Genomic DNA, 18,445 nt, shown 5'->3' with positions numbered 1-18,445 from the left:
AGGAGCTGCGCTCGTACTCTCTGTTGGTGAGCGATAGCAATGACTACGTGAGGTTGCGAGAGACCTTCAATGAGGACGCTGCACGGTATGACCGTGCCCGCCCCCGATACCCAGTGCAGATGTTTGATGATCTCGCTGCGGCCGGGGTAGCGCCTGGGGCAAGAGTGCTGGAAATCGGCTGTGGCACTGGGCAGGCGACTGTGCCGTTGGCCGAGCGGGGCTACCGCATCGTGGCTGTCGAGTTGGGCACCGACATGGCGGCTGTGGCTCGGCGAAATCTTGCCGCGTTCGACGCGGTGGAGGTCGTTACGGCGGCGTTCGAGGAGTGGCCCTTGCCCGGTGAACCGTTCGACGTGGTGTTCTCCGCTACCGCGTTTCACTGGATCGACCCCGCCGTGCGGGTGTCGAAGTCTGCTGACGCTTTGCGTCTCGGTGGCCTGCTGGCCACCGTGGGAACCCACCACATCGCTGGCGGCACCTGGACCGAGGCATTCTTCGTTGAGACCCAGAAGTGCTACGAGCGCTTCGATCCGTCGACCCCACCGGGCCTGCGTCTTGAGACTGCTCGTGACATCGTCGAAGACGATCGGGAGCTCACCTCGTCGGGGCGATTCGGGCCTGCGAAGTTCTACCGATACGAGTGGGAGCTGCCGTACTCGACAGCTGACTACCTGGATCTGCTGTTGACCTACTCCGGACACCGTGCCTTGCCGGACGTGCAGCGGAGCGCACTGCTGAACTCCATCGCGCGGCTGATCGACGTGGACTACGGGGGTCAAATTGTCAAGCGCTACCTGACTGAGCTGAGGATCGCCCAACGAGTCCGGTGAATCGCTTCGACCAGTGGCGGTTGGTTTCAGCGGAGCGCCCGTGTCCCCGCTGGGGAGCTGATTGAAGGGCAACAATGGTCGGCCGCACGGGGCGTCCGAGATTCTGTGGGCAGCGCTCCCGTCACGGAGTGCCCCTGGGTCGGTGTCGGACTCGGTCAGGAAGAGCAGATGATCATCTGCCGCACGCCCGTATGCGATGATGGTGTTCGGTGCTCGGCCGTTGGTTGACGACCATGGCGACGTTGCCGTAGAAGACCTCGATATCGGTGTTGTCGAGGATCTGTTCCCAGATCCGCAGCTGGGTGGAGTTCCTCGAGGCCGAGGACACGGTCGTAGAGCCGCAGCCGGAAGACGGCACTCATGGCCGCGGACCAGACCACCAACGCGGGGTGGGTGTGGTGTCGGCCCGAGGCGAGGCCGGCGGCCATGCGGAGGAGCGCAGTCCCGGCCGCGATCGCGACACCGAACAGCGAGACGTCGAGGGCCGTGTCGGGCGACGCGGAGAACCAAAAAAGTTTCTTTGGCTCTGATGTCGAAACGGCGCGCTGTCGCGCGAAGGACGGGTGCGGGCCGGAACAGCCGGCCCACCACCGGGGGAGACCTGATGCGACGGATCATCGCTTCGACCTACACCACTGTCGACGGCTTCATCGACAACCCCCACGAGTGGTCGCTGGCATACAACGACCCGGCGGCCATGCGGTACGCCCTGGACCTGACGCTCAGGGCCGACGCGCTGATCCTGGGCCGCATCACCTACGAGGGCATGGCGCAGGCATGGCCCAACATGGGTGGCAACCCGTACGCCGACCACGTCAACGCCATGCACAAGTACGTCGTCGCCTCCCAGCCGGTCGACACCAGCGCCTGGAACCCGACGACCGTCATCGCCGGCGCCGAGTTGCTGACCGCTGTCAAGGCGCTCAAGGAGAACGATGGCACCGACATCCTGATCTGGGGCAACGGCCGGTTGACCGACGCACTCGCGACGGCCGGCCTCCTCGACGAGTACAAGATCTGGACCTACCCGGTCCTCAAGGGCAGTGGCGAGCCGCTGTTCCGCGCTGAGAGCCGAACCGGCCTCCAGCACTTCGAGACCACCACCTTCGAGTCCGGGGTGGTCGTGTCGACCTACCGCGTCACCACCGCCTGAACCAGGAGTACCGAGATGAGCGACGACATGAGCCAGGACGTCACCGATTACCTCGCCAAGACCAAGCCGTGGCAGCAGGACCTGTGCGCGACGCTGCGCCGGACCGTTCTCGACACCGTCCCCGGCGTCGAGGAGGCCATCCAGTACGGCAAGCCGCACTTCAACCTCGCCGGCCAGAACACCGCAGTGCTGCACGTGGCCGCCGCCAAGGTCTCGTTCATGGTGTTCGGTGCTGGTGAGGTCGACCCGGTGCCGGGAGTGCTGCGGTCGATGGGCAACGGCGACCGCAAGGTCGTCGACCTCGCCGAGGGCGACACGGTCGACACCGACTTCATCGCCGGCCTGCTGCGCCGGACCACCGGCCTGGACTGAGACAAGATCAACCGAGAGGATCCTTCTCATGCGTGTGATGGTGATGACCAAGGGCGATGCCGCCGATGAGGACAACGGTGAGCCGACGACCGAGATGTTCGAGAAGATGCGGGTCTTCAACGAACGACTCGTCAACGCCGGCATCATGCTCGGCGGCGAGGGACTCCAGCCCAGCGCCGCCGGGGCGAAGGTCGCGTTCTCGACAGCGGGCACGACGGTGGTCGACGGCCCGTTCACCGAGTCGAAAGAGGTGATCGCGGGCTACTGGATCTGGGAGGTCAGCTCGCTGGCCGAGGCGATCGAGTGGGCGAAGAGGTGCCCGTTCGACCCGTCCTACGGCGACTCGCAGATCCTGGAGATCCGGCCGTTGTTCGACATGGCCGACTTCGCCCAGACCGTCGACGCTGACGCGCTCGCCAAGAGCGAGCGGTTGCTCGACCCGACCTCGGACTGAACCGGACCCGGCCATGGACCTGCGCAAGTCGGTCGAGGCGCTGTGGCGGATCGAGGCGCCCCAGTTGATCGCGACGCTCGCCCGCCGGATCGGGAGCCTCGACATCGCCGAGGATCTCGCGTCCGAGGCGTTCGTGTCGGCACTGGAGCAGTGGCCGGCTGACGGCATCCCGCCGAATCCGGGTGCCTGGCTGATGAAGACCGCCTGGCACAAGGCGATCGACCGTGCCCGGCGCGAGGAGACGGCCCGCAAGAAGGCGCCGCTCCTCGTCGCCGGGCACGAGGGCGAACTCGCCGATGTCGCGGACGAGGCACTCGATCCGATCCCGGACGACCTGCTCACCATGGTGTTCACCACGTGCCATCCCGTGCTCTCAACCGAATCCCGGGTCGCGCTCACACTGAGGCTCTTCGGCGGACTGACGACCGACGAGGTCGCCCGTGCCTTCCTCGTGCCCACTGCGACGATCGGGCAGCGGATCTCACGCGCCAAGCGGACCCTGGCCGAGGCACGGGTGCCGATCGAGGCCCCGTCGGCCGGGGAACTCCCCGAACGCCTGCGCGCGGTGCTGGATGTGCTCTACGCGATCTTCAACGAGGGCTATTCGGCCTCGTCAGGCACGAACCTCGTCCGCGCCGACCTCGCCGTCGAGGCGATGCGGATGGGACGGGTCCTCGCAGGACTCTCCCCGACCGAGCCCGAAGTGTTCGGACTGGTCGCCCTCATGGAGCTGCAGGCCTCCCGCTTCCGGACCCGTGTCGACGCTGCCGGCATCCCGGTCCGGCTCGAGGACCAGGACCGCCGGCTCTGGGACCGCACGCTGATCGAGCACGGCCTCAGCATGCTCGACCGCGCCTTCGACCTGGCGCGGCCCCTCGGTGTGTTCTCGCTGCAAGCCGCCATCTCCGCCTGCCACGCCCGCGCGGCGACGTTCGCAGTCACCGACTGGGTCGCCATCCTCGCGCTGTACGACGCCCTCACCCAGATCACCCGGTCACCCGTCGTGGAGCTCAACCGCGCGGTCGCCGTACTCCATGTCGACGGACCCGAAGCCGCACTCGCCACGACCCGACCACTGCTCGCCGACCGCCGGATGGCCGGCTACCACCTGCTGGGCGCGGTGCGCGGGGACATCCTCATCCGGCTCGGCCGCCACGCCGAGGCCGCAGCCGAGCTGGAACGCGCGGCCGAACTCGCACCGACCAGACAGGAACGGCAACTCCTTCTCAGCCGCATGGCGCAGGCGCTCGCCCCCCGCGACGCCGGCGGCCAGTCCGGCAAGGAGCCGCCGGCGGACTGAGCCGGAAACGCGCCCGACAGCATCTCCTCGACGGGCCGTCGACCCCATCCGGTACCGCACGTCGGAGGCCAGGACGCGTTCGTAGGTGGCGCCAGTCGGGTTCGGCGTGGTCAGAACAGCGGCTGCTGGGCATCGGGTTGGTGCGGTGGTGCGGCGCCGGCGATGGCGTGCAGGTGCGACAGCCGGGACCAGGCCAGCCAGGTGCTGCCGGCGGTGAGCAGGTGCCGCAACGCGGTGGCGGTCGCCGAGGCGTCCGGCAGGGCTCGGTGCCGTCCAGCTGGGACCGGGATGCCGAGGTGGGTGAGGACGGTGTCGAGCTGGTAGTTCGGCAGGCCGGGGCAGGTGTGCTGGGCGAGCCGGATCGTGTCGAGCATCGGGGCGGTGGCGAGGCTCGGGCAGGCGGTGGCGTACCGGCGCAGGATGCCGGCCTCGGTGGCGGCGTGATGCGCGACCGTCACGTACGGCGGCGCGGTGAGCGTCGCGTCGAACTGGCTGAGGACCGTTGCGGCGTCCGGTCTTCCGGTCACCATCGCCGGGGTGATGCCGGTCTGGCGGGTGTCGAGCGCGGTGACCGGGGCGTGGGCCGGTGGCCGGATGAGTGCCTCGAACCGGCCGGTCTCGCCGAGCCGCCATCCTTCCGGCCCGCCGTGCAGTTGGAGCAGGACGGCGCCGACCTCGATGGGTTCGGCCGGTGCTCCGGTCGGGGTGGTACCTTCGAAGTCGAGGACCACGAACGTGGTGGCGCGCATCGCCGGATCGGTCGCGTACCGGTCAACCATCCGCAGCTCCGGAGGCGGATCTGCCGAGCCTGGCGAGGAGCTCGTTGACCTGCCGGCGGGTGGTCGCCTCGATCAGCAGCGCGTGGCCGCCGTGTGCGGCGATGTGAGCGCGTACGGCGGGTGCATGCAGGCGGCGGAATCCCAGGACGGTCGGCATCGCGTACTGGCCGGCCACGTCGGCGCCGATCCCGCCGGGTGGGCTACCTGTCGCCATGCGGAGCCCATTCGCCTGGTGCGGTGCGGGTGAACTTGGTGAGGAACCTCGGCAGGTGCGGGTCGGTGCGTTCGGTGGGCCAGGTCATGGCTTCGGCGCGGGGGTACCAGTCCCAGCCGGCGAACTCGCCCGGATCTGGTGTGATCGGCCGGTCAGCGTCCAGCGCGATCGGGAACCACAGGGTGCAGTCGGTGTGGACGTGCGGGCCGACGGTCTGCGTGACCGTGACGAACAGCGGCCGTCCGCCGGGCCACCACGGATGCGGATGCGCCGCCGCCTGGAGTTCTTCCCCGGCTTCCCGTGCGACGGTGACCCAGGGGTGTTCGTCGGGTTCGACGTGCCCGCCCGGCGGGAGCAGCCGCCCGGCCTTGCGGTGCTCGACGAGGAGCACCCGGTCGGTGCGTTCGTCGTACGGCAGGAAGTAGGTGACGAGGTGCTTCGGCGGAACGTCCGGCGGCACCCGCCGGTACACCTCGGCGCCGCTGTCGATCCACGCCAGGACGTCGTCGCGGTCGGCGGCTTCACGGTCGTCGAACGGAACCAGCCCGGCAACCAGCTCCCGCAGCGCCTGCCGCTCGGCCGCCATTCTCATCATGTGTCCGCCTCCGCTCACGGGCTTTCTCGGCGAACTTACCCGGCGGTCTCCTGAGGAGTTCGCCGCTCACCTGAACGATTGGGACGGCAATGTGGTGGCCGTGTCAGCCAGAGACACCGCCTGGTGGATTGTTGTACTGGCTCTACAACCGGGCCGGCGACGACCGGGTGGTCACCAGCGGCGACGATCAACTGGTCGCGCCGCTCAAGCGGCTACTGACGGCCGTCACCAACACCGCCTGACGCGTGTTGGCGTGAAGGGGCTCGTGGGGGCACGGGAACGTACCGCGGACGGCCGCTCATCCCCGGCGTTCGGCGACCCGGGCGAGTTGTTCGGTGACCGAGCCCCAGCCGTCCGCGAAACCGAGCTTCTCGTGATGGTCTCGATCGGCCGGATCGCCGTGGCGGACGATGACGCGATAGTCCGTGCCGTCGGGGTGATCGCTCAGGGTGATCTCGGCGGTCATGGGGACAGGGGAGGGGTTCGTGGGTCGCCAAGCGCTGTCGATCGCGTTGGTGAACACGATCCGCTCGAGTTCGTCGACGACGAGGAAGCACGCGTCGAGGTGCGGGGCGAACGTCACCCCGTCGTCGCTGAGCCGGGTCACGAGCGCGCCGCCGGGCCGCACGTCCAGGCGGTCGACGCGGCACAGGGTCGGAGCCGGGACCCACCACTGCTCGAAACGGGACGGGTCGGTCCACGCGGTCCATACGGCGGCACGGGGCGCGCGGATCACCCGTTGCAGGTCCAGGTCCAGGTCCGGGTCGAGGTCGGGATTCATTGCCGGTGCTCCTTCGGATCGGTGAGGAGGCGTTCGAGGCGGTCGGTGCGCGCTTCCCAGATCCCGCGCTGCTGGGCGAGCCAGTCGTCGACGACGGCGAGGCGTTCGCGGTTGAGCGTGCAGGTGCGCACCCGTCCGGACTTCGCCGTGCGGATCAACCCGCTGGCCTCGAGCGTCCGCAGGTGCTTGATGAACGAGGGAAGGGTCATCGGAAACTCGCCGGCGAGCTCGCCGACGCTCGCCGGGCCCCGGCCGAGGCGCTGGATGACGCCGCGCCGGGTCGGGTCGGCAAGGGCGACGAACACGCCGTCGAGCTGCGCCGAATACTGTGCCACGCGGCTAAGTATTCTTCGTCCAGATACTTAGCGCAAGGGTTAAGTATCGTGGGGGTGGACCTGCCGGGCCGCGCACCGACTGAACCGCAGGGCATCAGCGGCGACCACCTGCTGGTCCGCCCGGGAGCGGACCAGCAACGGCGGTGGGTCAGGAGCCGGCGGAGCGGATCTTGCCGGCCATGTCGACGTCCATCTCCTCCATCGAGGTGCGGATGTCGCGGAACTGCTTCGCGAAGTCGTTGATGCCCTTCATCGCGGCGAGGAGGCTGGTGTTGAACTTGTCGTAGGACTCCTTCATCGCGGGGCTGGACTGCTGGAAGACCAGGCCGTCCTCCAGCAGGTTGGACACGTCGCTGCGCAGGGACTCGAGCATCGGCAGGATGTCGCGGACGGCGCCGTCGAGGCGGGTCGAGGTCGCCTCGATCTTGTCGTAGTCGAGTGAGATGTTGGGCATGGCGGGCTCCTTCGGTCAGACGCCGATCGGGTAGCTGGAGTAGTCGGTCTCGTCCTCGGGCGTGGTCTTCTCGACCTCGTCCCAGCGCGCGTACTGATCGCCGCGCGTGTACTTCGTCACCGTGCCGTCGCTCTCGGTCACGGTCATCGTGCCGCCGCCGCCCTCGTTCAGGGCGATGACGGTGTGCGTGGTCGAGCCGTCGCCCGCCGTGGTGTCGGTCACCGACGAGCCGTGCTCACCCGTCGTCGTCACCGAGTGGGTCGTGCTGCCGTCGCTGTAGGTGGTGTCCGTCGTGTACGACGTGCGATCCGCCGAATACGTGGTGGTCGAGGTGTACCGCTGGTCGCCGTTGACGACCGTGGTCTCCTCCTTGATCACGTTGTAGTTCTCGTCGAGCGTCAGGTGGGTGTGCACCGATCCCGTCTCGGTCGTGATCGTCGAGTCGGTCGGCGGCGGGCCCGGGTCGGTCGCGGAGCAGAAGCCCGGCATCGACCCGTCCGGCCCCGGCACGCAGTCACCGCGGTGCGCCTGCAGGTAGTCCCAGGCGTCCTTGGAGTCCTTCCAGCGGTCCAGGTCCAGGCTGGCGCCCATCATGCCCATCCCGTTGGCGATCTGGGCGTCGACGTCGAAGTACCCGTCGGCGACCGCGCCGAAGATGTCACCGAGCTCCCGCAGGTCGTCCTCGGCCTTGCTCATCGGGTGCTGGGCCATCCGGTACAGGCTGCGAAACGACCCAGCCAGCCCGTCGTTGCCGAACACCGCGTCCGAGTCCTCGTATTCGATGCTGCCGACCTGCGAGAACACCGTGTCGCCGAGCTTCGGCCCGATCCGGTCGGCGAGATCGTGCAGGTCCTTCTTGGCCTCGTGCAACAGCCCGTAGTCGATGGCGAAGTCGGGCAACGCGGCCTCCTCTCGTGGTCCCGCCTCGACCACGTGTGAACCGTCCGGCGGGTTCACACGTGGTCATGCAGATCCGCTGCGAGGGGGTGTCCGCGTGCCACGACCGACCGACTGGGACAAGGTCGGCCTCGGCGGCGACCCGACCCCCGGCGACCCCGCCCGGATCGACGAGGTCATCGCCTCGCTGCGCAGCCTCGGCACCGTCGCCCGCGAGGTCGACACCGCGCTCGCCGCCGTCCTGGACACCGCCGGCCCGGAGGCGTTCGCCGGCAAGACCGCCGAGGCGCTGCGGGAGAAGATCAGTGGCCGGCTGCGCGGCTTCGTGCAGAGTCTCGCCGAGGCGTTCGAGTGGTCGGCGGCGGCGCTCACCACCTACGTGGCGGTGATGCGCGACGAGCAGTGGCGCGCCGACCAGGCACTCACCCAGGCCCGCGGGATGGCTGAGGACGACCCTGGCCGGCCGGCGCTCACCGACACCGCCCGCACCGCGGGGGAGCAGCAGAGCGCCGCGGCCGACACCGCGTCGAACCGGATCGTCGAGGCGTACCAGAACATCAAGCAGCCCGTGTCCGGCTGCGAGGAGTTCTGGGAGATCTTCAAGTGGATCGCGATCGCCCTGATCCTGCCGGCGCTGGTCTTCGGCGGCCCGATCGCGCTCGTGGCCATCGGCGTCAACCTGGCCCTGTTCATCAAGACCGCGGTCGACTTCGCCCACGGCAACGCCACCGCGCTGGAGTTCTTCCTCTCCGCCCTGGGCATTCTCGCCCCGACCACCCGGGCCGTGCCGATCTTCCAGATCATCGCCGCCGGCGCGAAGTTCGCCTGGAACGGGCTGAAGGCCGGCGCGTTCGCGGTGTTCAAGTTCTTCGGCAACGCGTTCCGCGGCATCATCAGCCACCCGTTCGTGATCTTCCCCGGACTGCACGACATCGCGACCGTCGCCGGCACCTGGATCCGCAACGGCGCCCTGTGGCTGCGGACCGGCATCACCGACCTGCCCGCCCTCACCGGCATCGCGCTGTCGAAGGCGGGGCTCTTCGTCGTCAACGGCGTCCGCGGTATCCAGGCGTTTGCCACGAGCGTGCCCTCGATGGTCGCCAAGTTCGGCGCCAGCACCTGGACGTTCCTGAAGACCGAGTTCGGCGGCAACCGCTGGCTGCGGCTCTTCCTGCCCGCCGAGGCCGACGAGCTGCACCTCGGCGTGTGGAAGGCGATGAAGCTCGCCGTCTTCGACCGCGGCGTCCTGGGCCATCACCTGTACGGTCTGCCCCGCCCGCACGTCTTCCTCCCGGAGAGCGGGGGCGGCGGCGTACACCTGGACCTCAACGACGTGCGCACCGGCAACCTCACCGTCCCGCCCCGGATCGAGACAGTCAACGTCGGATCGTTCGAAGGCATCGGCAAGATCACCCCGACCCCGCCGGCGATGCAGCTGCACAGCACCATCGGCGACGGCTTCCACTTCAGCGGCGACGCGGTCCGCAGCATCGACGCCATCATGCTGTCGCCGATGGACACGCTGACCCGGGTGCGGCTGGAGGGCATGAGCATCGGCATGCCGCCCCTGCACACCTTCGACCCCGGCACGGGCGTCAGCGCCGGCGTACACCTGCAGCCGGTGTCGCCGGCGCAGCACGCGGGCGCCGCCGGCAACCTGCACCTGCCGGCCATCTCCGCGGTCACCGCCCCGCCGCCGAGCTCCCTGCTCGGCGGCATCCACCTCGGTGAGACCGGCTCCATGGCGGGCGCCGTCCACCTGACCCCGCCGGGCGCCGTCACCCACAACGCCGTCCCACCGGCGAGCGTCCTGGCCAACGCCGTGCCCCCGCCGGCCGCGGTGACGCACCTCGGCGCCTCCCCGGTGCTCGCCAACGCCGTCCCCCCTCCGGCGGGTCTCACCCACGCGGGCGCCACGCCGGTGCTCGCGACGGCCGTGCCGCCACCGACGGGTCTCACGCATGCCGGTGTCTCGCCGGTACTGGCGAACGCCGCGCCCCCGCCGGCAGTCATCGCGAACGGCGTGCCGGCGCCCGGCGGGTTCACGCACGGCGGTCCCGCGCCGGTCGCGCTCGGGGACGCGATCACACCGGGCGCCCTCACGCACGCCACCCCGGCCCCGTCCGTCCACAACGGCCTGCACCTCGGCCCGCCGCCCTCGGCGCACGCCGGGGCGATGGACCTGCTCGCCCAGCACCCGGGTGCGGCGCCCACCGCGCACACGCTGATCGGCACCCCGGGCGGCGCGGTCAACGGCGCCGGCGCCCGCATCGGCGACCACACCGGCCTCGCGATCGGCGCCCAGCACGTGTCGCAGGACCTCGGCGCCCTGAGCCGGGGCCTCGACACCCCGCCGGTGTCCCAGCTCGTCGTCACCCGCCTCGACGGCGTCTCCGCCCACCCCGGCGCCCCGGCCACGACCCCGGCCCACCTCGCCGGCTCCCCACCAGGCCTGAACGGCGCCGCGGGCCTGCACCCCACCCCGGCGCACGTCGCAGGCTCCCCGCCCGGCTTGACCGGCGCCGCGGGCCTGCACCCCACCCCGGCGCACGTCGCGGGCACCCCGCCGAACGTGAACGGCGCGCTGCACGCGGCACCGCACGACGGTGACCTCGTCGTCCCGCACACCCCGGTGCCGCACGGCGCGGATCCGTCCGCCCTGCACGCCCCGCCCCCGCGCGACCCCGGTGCCCCGGCGATCCACGGCCCGCACCATGCCGGCACACCCACGGTCCACGTGCCCGCAGGCGCCTCGGGCAGCCCCGCCCACCTCGCCGGTGTGCAGCCCCCACCCCCGGTCGCCCAGCTCGCCGTCGACGTCCGAGCCCTGAACGGCGCAGACAACGCCGTCCGGACCAGCACCGGCGTCGACCCGGGTCCGGGCGGATGGGCCGGCGCCGGCGTCGACCTGGGTCCGGGCGGACGGGCCGGCAGCGACGCCGACCCCGGGCCGGCCACCCCGCCCGGCGGCGGAGCGGCGGACGCCGGCGTCGACCCGGTCACCGTCACCCTCGCGCTCGGCCTGCTGCAGACCCAGCTCAGCCGGGGCGCGCCGCACGCCGGCGGCGCCGCGGTCCGGGACGCCGGCATCACCCTGCCCCCGCCGGCGTCGAACGCCCGACCGACCGGCGCGCAGCTGGACGCCGCCTGGCAGCGTGACAGCAACCGCATCGCCGGACTGTTCGGCGCCATGGACGATCCGCTGCGCCGGCAACGCCTGGACACCTGGGGCCAGTACACGGGAGCCCGCAACGAACTCGGCCGCGTCGAGGCACTCTGGAACGACATCCAGGCCCGGCCCGGGCAGTCGTCCAGCGGCCCGGGTGTCGCCCACGTGCACGCCGGCAACGCCCACCAGGCCGCCCTGATGCGCGTCGAACGCCTGGAGGCCGAGCTGCGCGGCCTCGGCGTCAACCCGGCCGCGATGGACGCCCGGATCTCCGAGCTCACCGCCAGTTCGCTGCGGGACCGGCCGCGGCTGCTCGGCGGCGGCGGCAACCTCTCGCGGATGGTCAACGACCTGTGGGCCGGCGCGCCGATCGACGGGCACGTCGTGCTCCGCGGCGCCGACGGTGGGGGGCTCGGGCTGCGGATCGACGAGCACGTCGACGCCGCCGGTGCGGTGCAGCTGCGGCTGATCGACGACGACGGCGCCGTGGTGCCGCACCTGACCGTGACGGAGTTCGACGGCGGGTACCAGATCGGCGGCGGCACCGGGTTCCGCCGCTTCGACGCCGACGGCGACCTGACCGAGGTCGGCACGGTCCTGCGCGGCCTGGACGGGCACGACCTGCAGGGCCGGTTCGTGGTGGAGCCGGTCGGCGGGTACGCCATGAGCGGCGTGCGGATCGAGAGCACCGGCGGCCACGCGATCACGCGGCACGGCGCCGGCTTCCAGGTGGCCGACGGCGCCGGCTTCCACCGCTTCGACGCCACGGGCACCGCGACGGCCACCGGCCGCCCGCTGCGGGACGCGACGGGCGCCCCCGTCGGCGGCCAGTTCGTCGTCACCCACGGCGCCGGCGGGCACACCGTCGAGGTCGCCGACCCCAGGTTCACCACGGCCGTGCACGGCGGCGGGTTCCAGGTGACGGACACCGCCGCGCACCACGGCTTCCAGCGCTTCGACCACACCGGCGCGCTTACCGAGACCGGCCGGCCGCTGCGGGACGCGGCCGGCGGCGTGCTCGGCGACCGCTTCCACGTCCAGCCGGTCGGCGGTGCGCCGGCCCGGATCGAGGTCACCGACGCCAGATTCACGGTCGCGGGGCACGGCCCGGGGTTCCAGATCACCGACACCGCGGCGCACCACGCGTTCCAGCGCTTCGACCAGGCCGGCACCCTGACCGCGACGGGCCGCCCGCTCACCGACACCGGCGGCGGGGTCCTCGACCACCGGTTCTGGGTGACGGACGCGCACGGCGCCGGCGGCCGGATCGAGGTCACCGACCCCAGATACACGGTCGCGGCGCACGGCGGCGGGTTCCAGCTCACCGACACCGCGGCGCACCACGGGTTCCAGCGCTTCGACGGCACCGGTGCGCTGACCGAGACCGGCCGGCCGCTGCGGGACGTGGGCGGCAACGTGCTCGGCGACCGGTTCCACGTCCAGCCGACCGGCGGCGCGGCCGCCCGCATCGAGGTCACCGACCCCCGGTTCACGGTCACGGCGCACGGCGGCGGGACGCAGATCACGGACACGCTCGGCGGCAACGCGTTCCAGCGCTTCGACGGCGCCGGCACCCACCTGGAGACCGGCACGCCGGTGCACGACCTCGCCGGCCGGGCCGACCGGGTCGTGGTCACCCCTGCCGCCGGCGGTGCCGGGCACGTCGAGGACCTGGCCGGCGTGCGGCTCCAGGGCCTCCAGGTCGCCGCGGACGGCGCCGGCTACCGGGTCACCGACCAGCTGGGCCTGCACGCCGGGGAGTTCCGCCGGTACGGCGCCGCCGGCAACCTCCTGGAGCAGTCCTTCAACGTGCTGCGCGACGCGGCACCCACCACCCGGCAGTTCGTGGTCAACGCCACCGGCCGGACCTGGCACCTCGCCGACAACGGCGTGCGGCTGCCCGCCGGCGCGTTCCACGCCGGGACCGTCGACGCGGCCGCCGCCGGCTCGGGGCGGGTCCGGCTGCTCAACCGGTCCGGCGTCGAGGTCTTCGACCGGCGCCCGATCCCGGGCGGCACCAGCCTCGACGTGTTCCGCCGCATCGACGGCGACTTCGGCCGCACCGCGCAGCGCCCGCACTGGGTGGAGCTCACCCCCGACGGCCGGGTCGTCGACCACGGCGTCCGCAGGTTCGACACCAACGCCGTCGGCTGGCGGGACGTCGACCACCGCGGCCGGCTCGTGCACGAGTTCCGGCAGGGCCTCGGCGGCGGCGACGTCGTGGGGCTGCGCGGTGCCCTCGGAGACTGGACCTGGCACCGCTTCGACAACGCCGGCAACCGGCTCGGCCACGGCCCCCGCACCCTGGACCGCGACGGCGGCTGGACCGACCGGCTGCCCCCGGCCGGCGGCAACCCCGGGCTGGTCGTGCAGCGCCAGTGGGGCACCGCGCACGGCCCCGCGAACGCCGGCGTGTATCAGCAGTTCGACCTCGGCGCCGGCGGCGTGCGCCGGGACACGTGGCAGACGCACTCCCCGCACGGCAAGGACGCCGGGAAGCTCGAGGCGCTGCCGGGCGGCGACCGCCTGGAGACCCGCCGGTGGTCGGAGCAGCGGCCGCCGCAGTGGGCCCGCAGGTTCCTCGCCGGCGTCGACGAGGACGTGTTCCGCGCCAACCCGCACCTGCGCACCGACACCCGCTTCCAGCTCTACGAGTGGCGCCGCCTCGACGCCCACGGCAACGTGCGGGCGCAGGGCTTCCGGTTCGTCGGCATGAACGACGCCTCCTACGACTTCACCAACGCCGGCCGGTTCGTGCGCTCCAGCGCCAAGCTCGACCACGGCAACACCCTGAAGGTCGGCCACGACACCGTCCCGCTCCCGAACGGAGCGGTCCGCGACGCCAACCGCATCCCGTGGACCGAGGGCAACGGCAACCTGTCGGGGCACCGTGTCAACGTCGGCCCACACCCCGACGGCCGGATCTGGGAGGACCGGTTCGTCCCGGGGCAGCAGCAGGGCAACTGGTACGAGTTCGGCGGCCAGCAGCACTCCGTCGCCCGCGCCGGGTACGCCGACGGCTCGATCAAGGAGTTCCACCGCCCGCCCGCCGCCGGTGCCGCCGACGGCGGGTCCGCCAGCCGCGGTGCCGCCCACGAAGGCACCGGCGTCTGGGTGCGCAAGGACCCGCACGGCGTGGTCATCGGTCGCGCCGACGAATGGCCGGACCCGGCAGGCGGCGTCCACCGGGTCGAGGCCGACGCCCCGGAGCGCGCCGGCACATGGAGCTGGTCCGGCTACGACGCGCGCAGTGACAGCCGCACCTGGCAGTGGCGCGACGGCGCCGGCCAGACCGGCACGCGCGAATACGGGCGCGGCTTCAACGGCCCGCACACCACGTACGACGACTCCTTCCGCGACACGGTCCGCGGCGCCGACGGCCACCAGGTCCTCATCCGCGAGCGCCGGATGCTCGACGGCGGCGGCTACGTCGACTCGTGGCGGGTCGACCTGCCCGGTGGCGGGCACGAATGGCAGTGGCGGAAGATCGACAAGTACGGCAACGTCGCGGCGGCCCCGGGCGCCAACCCGCTGCGCCGCTGGTGGGACACCAACGCCGGCAACGGCGCCGGCGGCTGGGTCGCCGACTGGTTCGGCGGCGCGACCCGCTTCCGCGACGAGGTCACCGACGGCGCCGGCGCCGCGGTCGTGGTCCGGGAGATCCCGGCGGGCGCGGAGATCGGGCGGATCCGCGAGTACACCCTCGGCACCCCCGGCGCGTGGCGCGAGTTCGACATGGGCGCCACCGTCCGGGACCGCTCGCAGTTCGGCACCGGGTTCCTGGAGCGCGACGCCTGGCGCGGGCAGTGGCGCGAGTACGACGCCACCGGGCTCACCATCGCCCGCCGCACCGACGACGGCTACGTCTTCGAACGCGGCGCCGGCGGGGGCTGGCAGCGCGTCGGCCGCGAGCTCGACCACCGCGGCGGCGTCACCGAGGTGCGCGGCTGGAACCGGCGCATCCGCGAGGCCAACCGCATGGAGTGGGGCGGCGAGCTGCGGCTCGGCACGCACACCGAGGCCCTGTACGAGCCGTACTGGAAACTCGCCCTGCAGAAGGCGGCCCTGGAGTTCTCCCAGGAGTTCCTGCTCGAGTTCGCCGCGAACCTCGCCGTCAACGGCATCGTCGACGCGATCGCCGGCACCGAGTTCAACGGCAAGGACGTGCTGAAGGCGTTCGCCAACGCCGCCGTCGGCGCGGCCGTGAAACAGGCCGTCGGCTCGCTCGTGCACGACAACAAGTTCGGCGCCATGCAACGCTCCGGCGACTGGAAGGCCGGTCTCGCCAACATCGACGGCGGCAAGGGCTGGCACCGCAAGCCGCTCAACCACGACAAGCACTGGTCCAACGAGTGGGCCGGCAACGAGACCGCGACCCGCTGGCGCGGCGGCACCTACGACTTCGCGTTCAACGTGCCCGTCGCCGGGCTCACCGGCTTCGTCAACGGCAGCATGAACGCGGCCGTCTTCGGCATCACCGACGCCAACGGCAACACCGTCTACCTCACCGGCGGCGCCGCCGTCTACGACGGCCTGCTGTCCGCCGCGGCCGGCGTCACCGGCGCCGTCACCACCAGCATCGCCAAGACGCTCTTCAACTCCGGCCTCGGCGGCCGGGCGTTCCACCGCCAGGGGGTCGCCGAGTTCGCGCTCCAGCTGCCCTGGAAGATCATCGAGAAGACGGTCACGTCGCAGCTCCTCAAGGAGTTCCGCATGCACGACAACCCCTGGTACTACGCGAAATGACCAGGGTCCTGACCGTCTCCGGCGCCCGCGGCGGCCGCGGCACCCACCGGACGATCGCCGAGGCCGTGCGCGCCGCCGCGCCCGGCGACACCATCGCGGTCGCGCCGGGCCGCTATCCCGAGCCGGTCCAGCTCGACCGTGACGTGCACCTGCGCCCGGAACACGGCACCGGCAGCGTCGAGATCGGCACCCTGACCCTCACCGCCGCGGCCGCCACCGTCACCGGGCTGGTCGTGCGCGGTGCCGACCCGTCCCGCCCCGCCGTGTCGGTCCAGGACGGCGCCGGCGCGATCCTGGACCACGTCGAGGTGCACGGCGGCCGGATCGAGGCCCGCGCGGTCGACGCCGTCGCCGCCGTCGTCCTGCGCGACGTCGCCGTGCACGGCGCCGCCGGCACGGCGCTGCACCTCGCCGGCGACGTCAAGGCCGAAGGGTCCGACGTGCGCCTGGAGGCCGTCGCCGGGGTCGGGATCGTGCTGTCCGGCGCCGCCCAGCTCGCCGCGGTCCGGCTCCTCGTCCGCGCCACCGACGGGTCCGGGATCCGCGTGCGCGGCACCGCCCGGCTCAGTCTCACCGACTGCCGAATCGACCGGGCCGGCCGCGACGGGCTCCTCGTCGAGGACGCCGCGGCCGTGGTCGCCGACGAGTCCCGCATCGACATGTCCGGCGCCGCCGCCGTCCAGGTGTCCGGCGCCGCCCGGGTCAGGCTCACCGACTGCCGCATCACCGGGCCGGGCGCCAGCGGTCTCGTCGTCACCGACGACGCCGAGCTCACCGCGGCCGGCTGCACCGTCCGCGACACCTCCGCCAACGCGCTGCTCGCCGTCGGCGCCGCCCGGGCCGTCCTCGACGGCTGCCACCTCACCAGCGCCGGGTTCAGCGCCGTGCACACCGGCGGCACCGCCGACGTGCAGCTCACCGCCTGCCGGGTGCGGCACGGCGCCGAGCACGGCGTCCACGCCGTGGAGCAGTCGAGGGTCACGCTCACCGACTGCGACCTGCGCGACCTCACCCTGACCGGCCTGCACGTCGGCGACCGCGCCTCCCTCACCGCGGCCGGCTGCACGATCGCCGACGTCGCCACCGGCGTGCGGATCGCCTCCTCGTCCCCCGCCGACCTGCGCCAGTGCGCCGTCCTGCGACCCAAAGAGGTCGGCGTCGAGGTCGTCGCCGGAGGCGCGCTCACCCTGACCGGCGGCCGGGTCACCGACGCGGGCGCCGCGGGCATCGTGATCGACACGGCCGCCCCGGTCCTGATCACCGCCGCCGACGTCACCGGCGGGGGAGGCTCCGGACTGGTCGCGTGGACCGGCTCCCGCCCACAGGTGGAAGGGCTGCGCGTCGACGGCGTCGCGAAGAACGGCATCTACGTCGCCCAGGGCGCCGGCGGGCAGTTCACCCGGTGCGACGTGACCGCGACCGGCTTCGCCGGCCTGCACGTCGACACCGCCGCCGACCCGATGTTTGAGGATTGCCGCATCCACGACGCCGTCACCGCGCTCGCGTCGCCGGCCAGCTCCCCGGCGGTCACCGCCGTCCCCGCCCCCGACGAGCTGTCGCTCGACGACCTGCTCGGCGAGCTGGCCGAGCTGGTCGGCCTCGACCGCGTCAAACGCGACGTCGGCACGCTCGTCAAGCTCATGCAGACCGTCCGCCGCCGCGAGGAGGCCGGCCTGCCCGCCCCGCCGCTGAGCCGGCACCTGGTCTTCGCCGGCAACCCCGGCACCGGCAAGACGACCGTCGCCCGCCTCTACGGCCGGTTGCTCAAGGCTCTCGGCCTGCTGCGCCGCGGCCACCTCGTCGAGGTCGACCGCAGCGCCCTCGTCGGCGAATACGTCGGCCACACCGGCCCGAAGACCGCCGCCGCCGTCACCAGCGCCCTCGGCGGCGTCCTGTTCATCGACGAGGCCTACTCGCTCGTGCCCCGCTACGGCGGCAACGACTTCGGCCAGGAGGCCATCGCCACCCTCGTCAAGATGATGGAGGACCACCGCGACGACGTCATCGTCATCGTCGCCGGCTACCCGGGCGAGATGGACCGCTTCATCGGCGCGAACCCGGGCCTGGCCTCACGCTTCACCCGCACCCTGCACTTCGACGACTACGACACCCCGGAGCTGGTCGCGATCGTCGAGCACCAGGCCGCCGGACACCGGTACGAGCTCACCGACGCCGCCCGCGGCGGCCTCGTCGACTACTTCACCGCCCTGCCCCGGGGCGTTGGCTTCGGCAACGGCCGCCTGGCCCGCCAGGTCTTCCAGGAGATGACCGAACGCCAGGCCCAACGCGTCGCCGAACTCCCCGACGCCACCGGCGACGACCTCGTCCTGCTCGCCCCCGAAGACCTGCCCACCCGATAGCCCCGA

Annotated in this window: 14 protein-coding genes; 7 read left to right on the top strand and 7 right to left on the bottom strand. The window is 72.1% G+C overall.

The window, feature by feature from the left end:
• Positions 1-26 precede the first annotated feature (26 nt).
• The 5 genes from ABZ321_RS35150 (at position 27) to ABZ321_RS35130 (ending at position 4,109) form a co-directional block, all read left to right on the top strand.
• Positions 27-830 carry a class I SAM-dependent methyltransferase gene (locus ABZ321_RS35150; RefSeq protein ID WP_354899405.1) on the top strand — a complete coding sequence of 268 codons (804 nt, stop codon included), beginning with the start codon at positions 27-29 and terminating at the stop codon, positions 828-830.
• Between the two features lie 604 nt (positions 831-1,434).
• On the top strand, positions 1,435-1,983 hold the full coding sequence (locus ABZ321_RS35145; RefSeq protein ID WP_354899402.1) for a dihydrofolate reductase family protein: 549 nt from the start codon (positions 1,435-1,437) through the stop codon (positions 1,981-1,983).
• Between the two features lie 15 nt (positions 1,984-1,998).
• Positions 1,999-2,355 (top strand): DUF1801 domain-containing protein, encoded by a 357-nt coding sequence (locus ABZ321_RS35140; protein WP_344511241.1) that lies wholly within the window; start codon positions 1,999-2,001, stop codon positions 2,353-2,355.
• 28 nt (positions 2,356-2,383) lie between these two features.
• Entirely contained in the window at positions 2,384-2,809 is a 426-nt protein-coding gene (locus ABZ321_RS35135) for a YciI family protein (RefSeq protein WP_344511243.1), read from the top strand.
• Between the two features lie 13 nt (positions 2,810-2,822).
• On the top strand, positions 2,823-4,109 hold the full coding sequence (locus ABZ321_RS35130; RefSeq protein WP_354899399.1) for an RNA polymerase sigma factor: 1,287 nt from the start codon (positions 2,823-2,825) through the stop codon (positions 4,107-4,109).
• 110 nt (positions 4,110-4,219) lie between these two features.
• Here ABZ321_RS35130 and ABZ321_RS35125 read toward each other — a convergent pair whose 3' ends face one another.
• From ABZ321_RS35125 to ABZ321_RS35095, 7 genes are all read right to left on the bottom strand, one after another.
• Positions 4,220-4,888, bottom strand: coding sequence for a 3'-5' exonuclease (locus ABZ321_RS35125; RefSeq protein ID WP_354899396.1), 669 nt, complete (start codon positions 4,886-4,888; stop codon positions 4,220-4,222).
• On the bottom strand, positions 4,881-5,102 hold the full coding sequence (locus ABZ321_RS35120; RefSeq protein WP_354899393.1) for a hypothetical protein: 222 nt from the start codon (positions 5,100-5,102) through the stop codon (positions 4,881-4,883). Before ABZ321_RS35120 ends, ABZ321_RS35125 begins: the two co-directional genes overlap by 8 nt.
• A complete protein-coding gene (locus ABZ321_RS35115; protein ID WP_354899390.1) occupies positions 5,089-5,697 on the bottom strand; it encodes an NUDIX domain-containing protein in 609 nt (202 codons plus the stop codon). The genes ABZ321_RS35120 and ABZ321_RS35115 overlap by 14 nt, the downstream gene beginning before the upstream one ends.
• Before the next feature lie 298 nt (positions 5,698-5,995).
• Complete coding sequence (locus ABZ321_RS35110) at positions 5,996-6,478, bottom strand: SRPBCC domain-containing protein (protein ID WP_354899387.1); 483 nt, start codon at positions 6,476-6,478, stop codon at positions 5,996-5,998.
• Positions 6,475-6,813 (bottom strand): metalloregulator ArsR/SmtB family transcription factor, encoded by a 339-nt coding sequence (locus ABZ321_RS35105; protein WP_344511255.1) that lies wholly within the window; start codon positions 6,811-6,813, stop codon positions 6,475-6,477. Before ABZ321_RS35105 ends, ABZ321_RS35110 begins: the two co-directional genes overlap by 4 nt.
• Before the next feature lie 148 nt (positions 6,814-6,961).
• Entirely contained in the window at positions 6,962-7,267 is a 306-nt protein-coding gene (locus tag ABZ321_RS35100) for a hypothetical protein (protein ID WP_203844309.1), read from the bottom strand.
• A gap of 15 nt (positions 7,268-7,282) precedes the next feature.
• Positions 7,283-8,167, bottom strand: a complete 885-nt coding sequence (locus tag ABZ321_RS35095; RefSeq protein ID WP_344511260.1) for a hypothetical protein — start codon at positions 8,165-8,167, stop codon at positions 7,283-7,285.
• Positions 8,168-8,261: 94 nt separating this feature from the next.
• Here ABZ321_RS35095 and ABZ321_RS35090 point away from each other — a divergent pair, with 94 nt between their 5' ends.
• Together ABZ321_RS35090 and ABZ321_RS35085 are read left to right on the top strand one after the other, a co-directional pair.
• Positions 8,262-16,079, top strand: a complete 7,818-nt coding sequence (locus tag ABZ321_RS35090; protein ID WP_354899384.1) for a hypothetical protein — start codon at positions 8,262-8,264, stop codon at positions 16,077-16,079.
• Positions 16,076-18,439, top strand: a complete 2,364-nt coding sequence (locus ABZ321_RS35085; RefSeq protein WP_344511264.1) for a right-handed parallel beta-helix repeat-containing protein — start codon at positions 16,076-16,078, stop codon at positions 18,437-18,439. Before ABZ321_RS35090 ends, ABZ321_RS35085 begins: the two co-directional genes overlap by 4 nt.
• Positions 18,440-18,445: the final 6 nt, after the last annotated feature.

Source organism: Dactylosporangium sp. NPDC006015 (genome assembly GCF_040614215.1).
GTDB lineage: Bacteria > Actinomycetota > Actinomycetes > Mycobacteriales > Micromonosporaceae > Dactylosporangium > Dactylosporangium maewongense.
The sequence above is the reverse complement of the archived record's forward strand: the minus strand, read 5'-3'. Positions and strand labels throughout refer to the sequence as shown.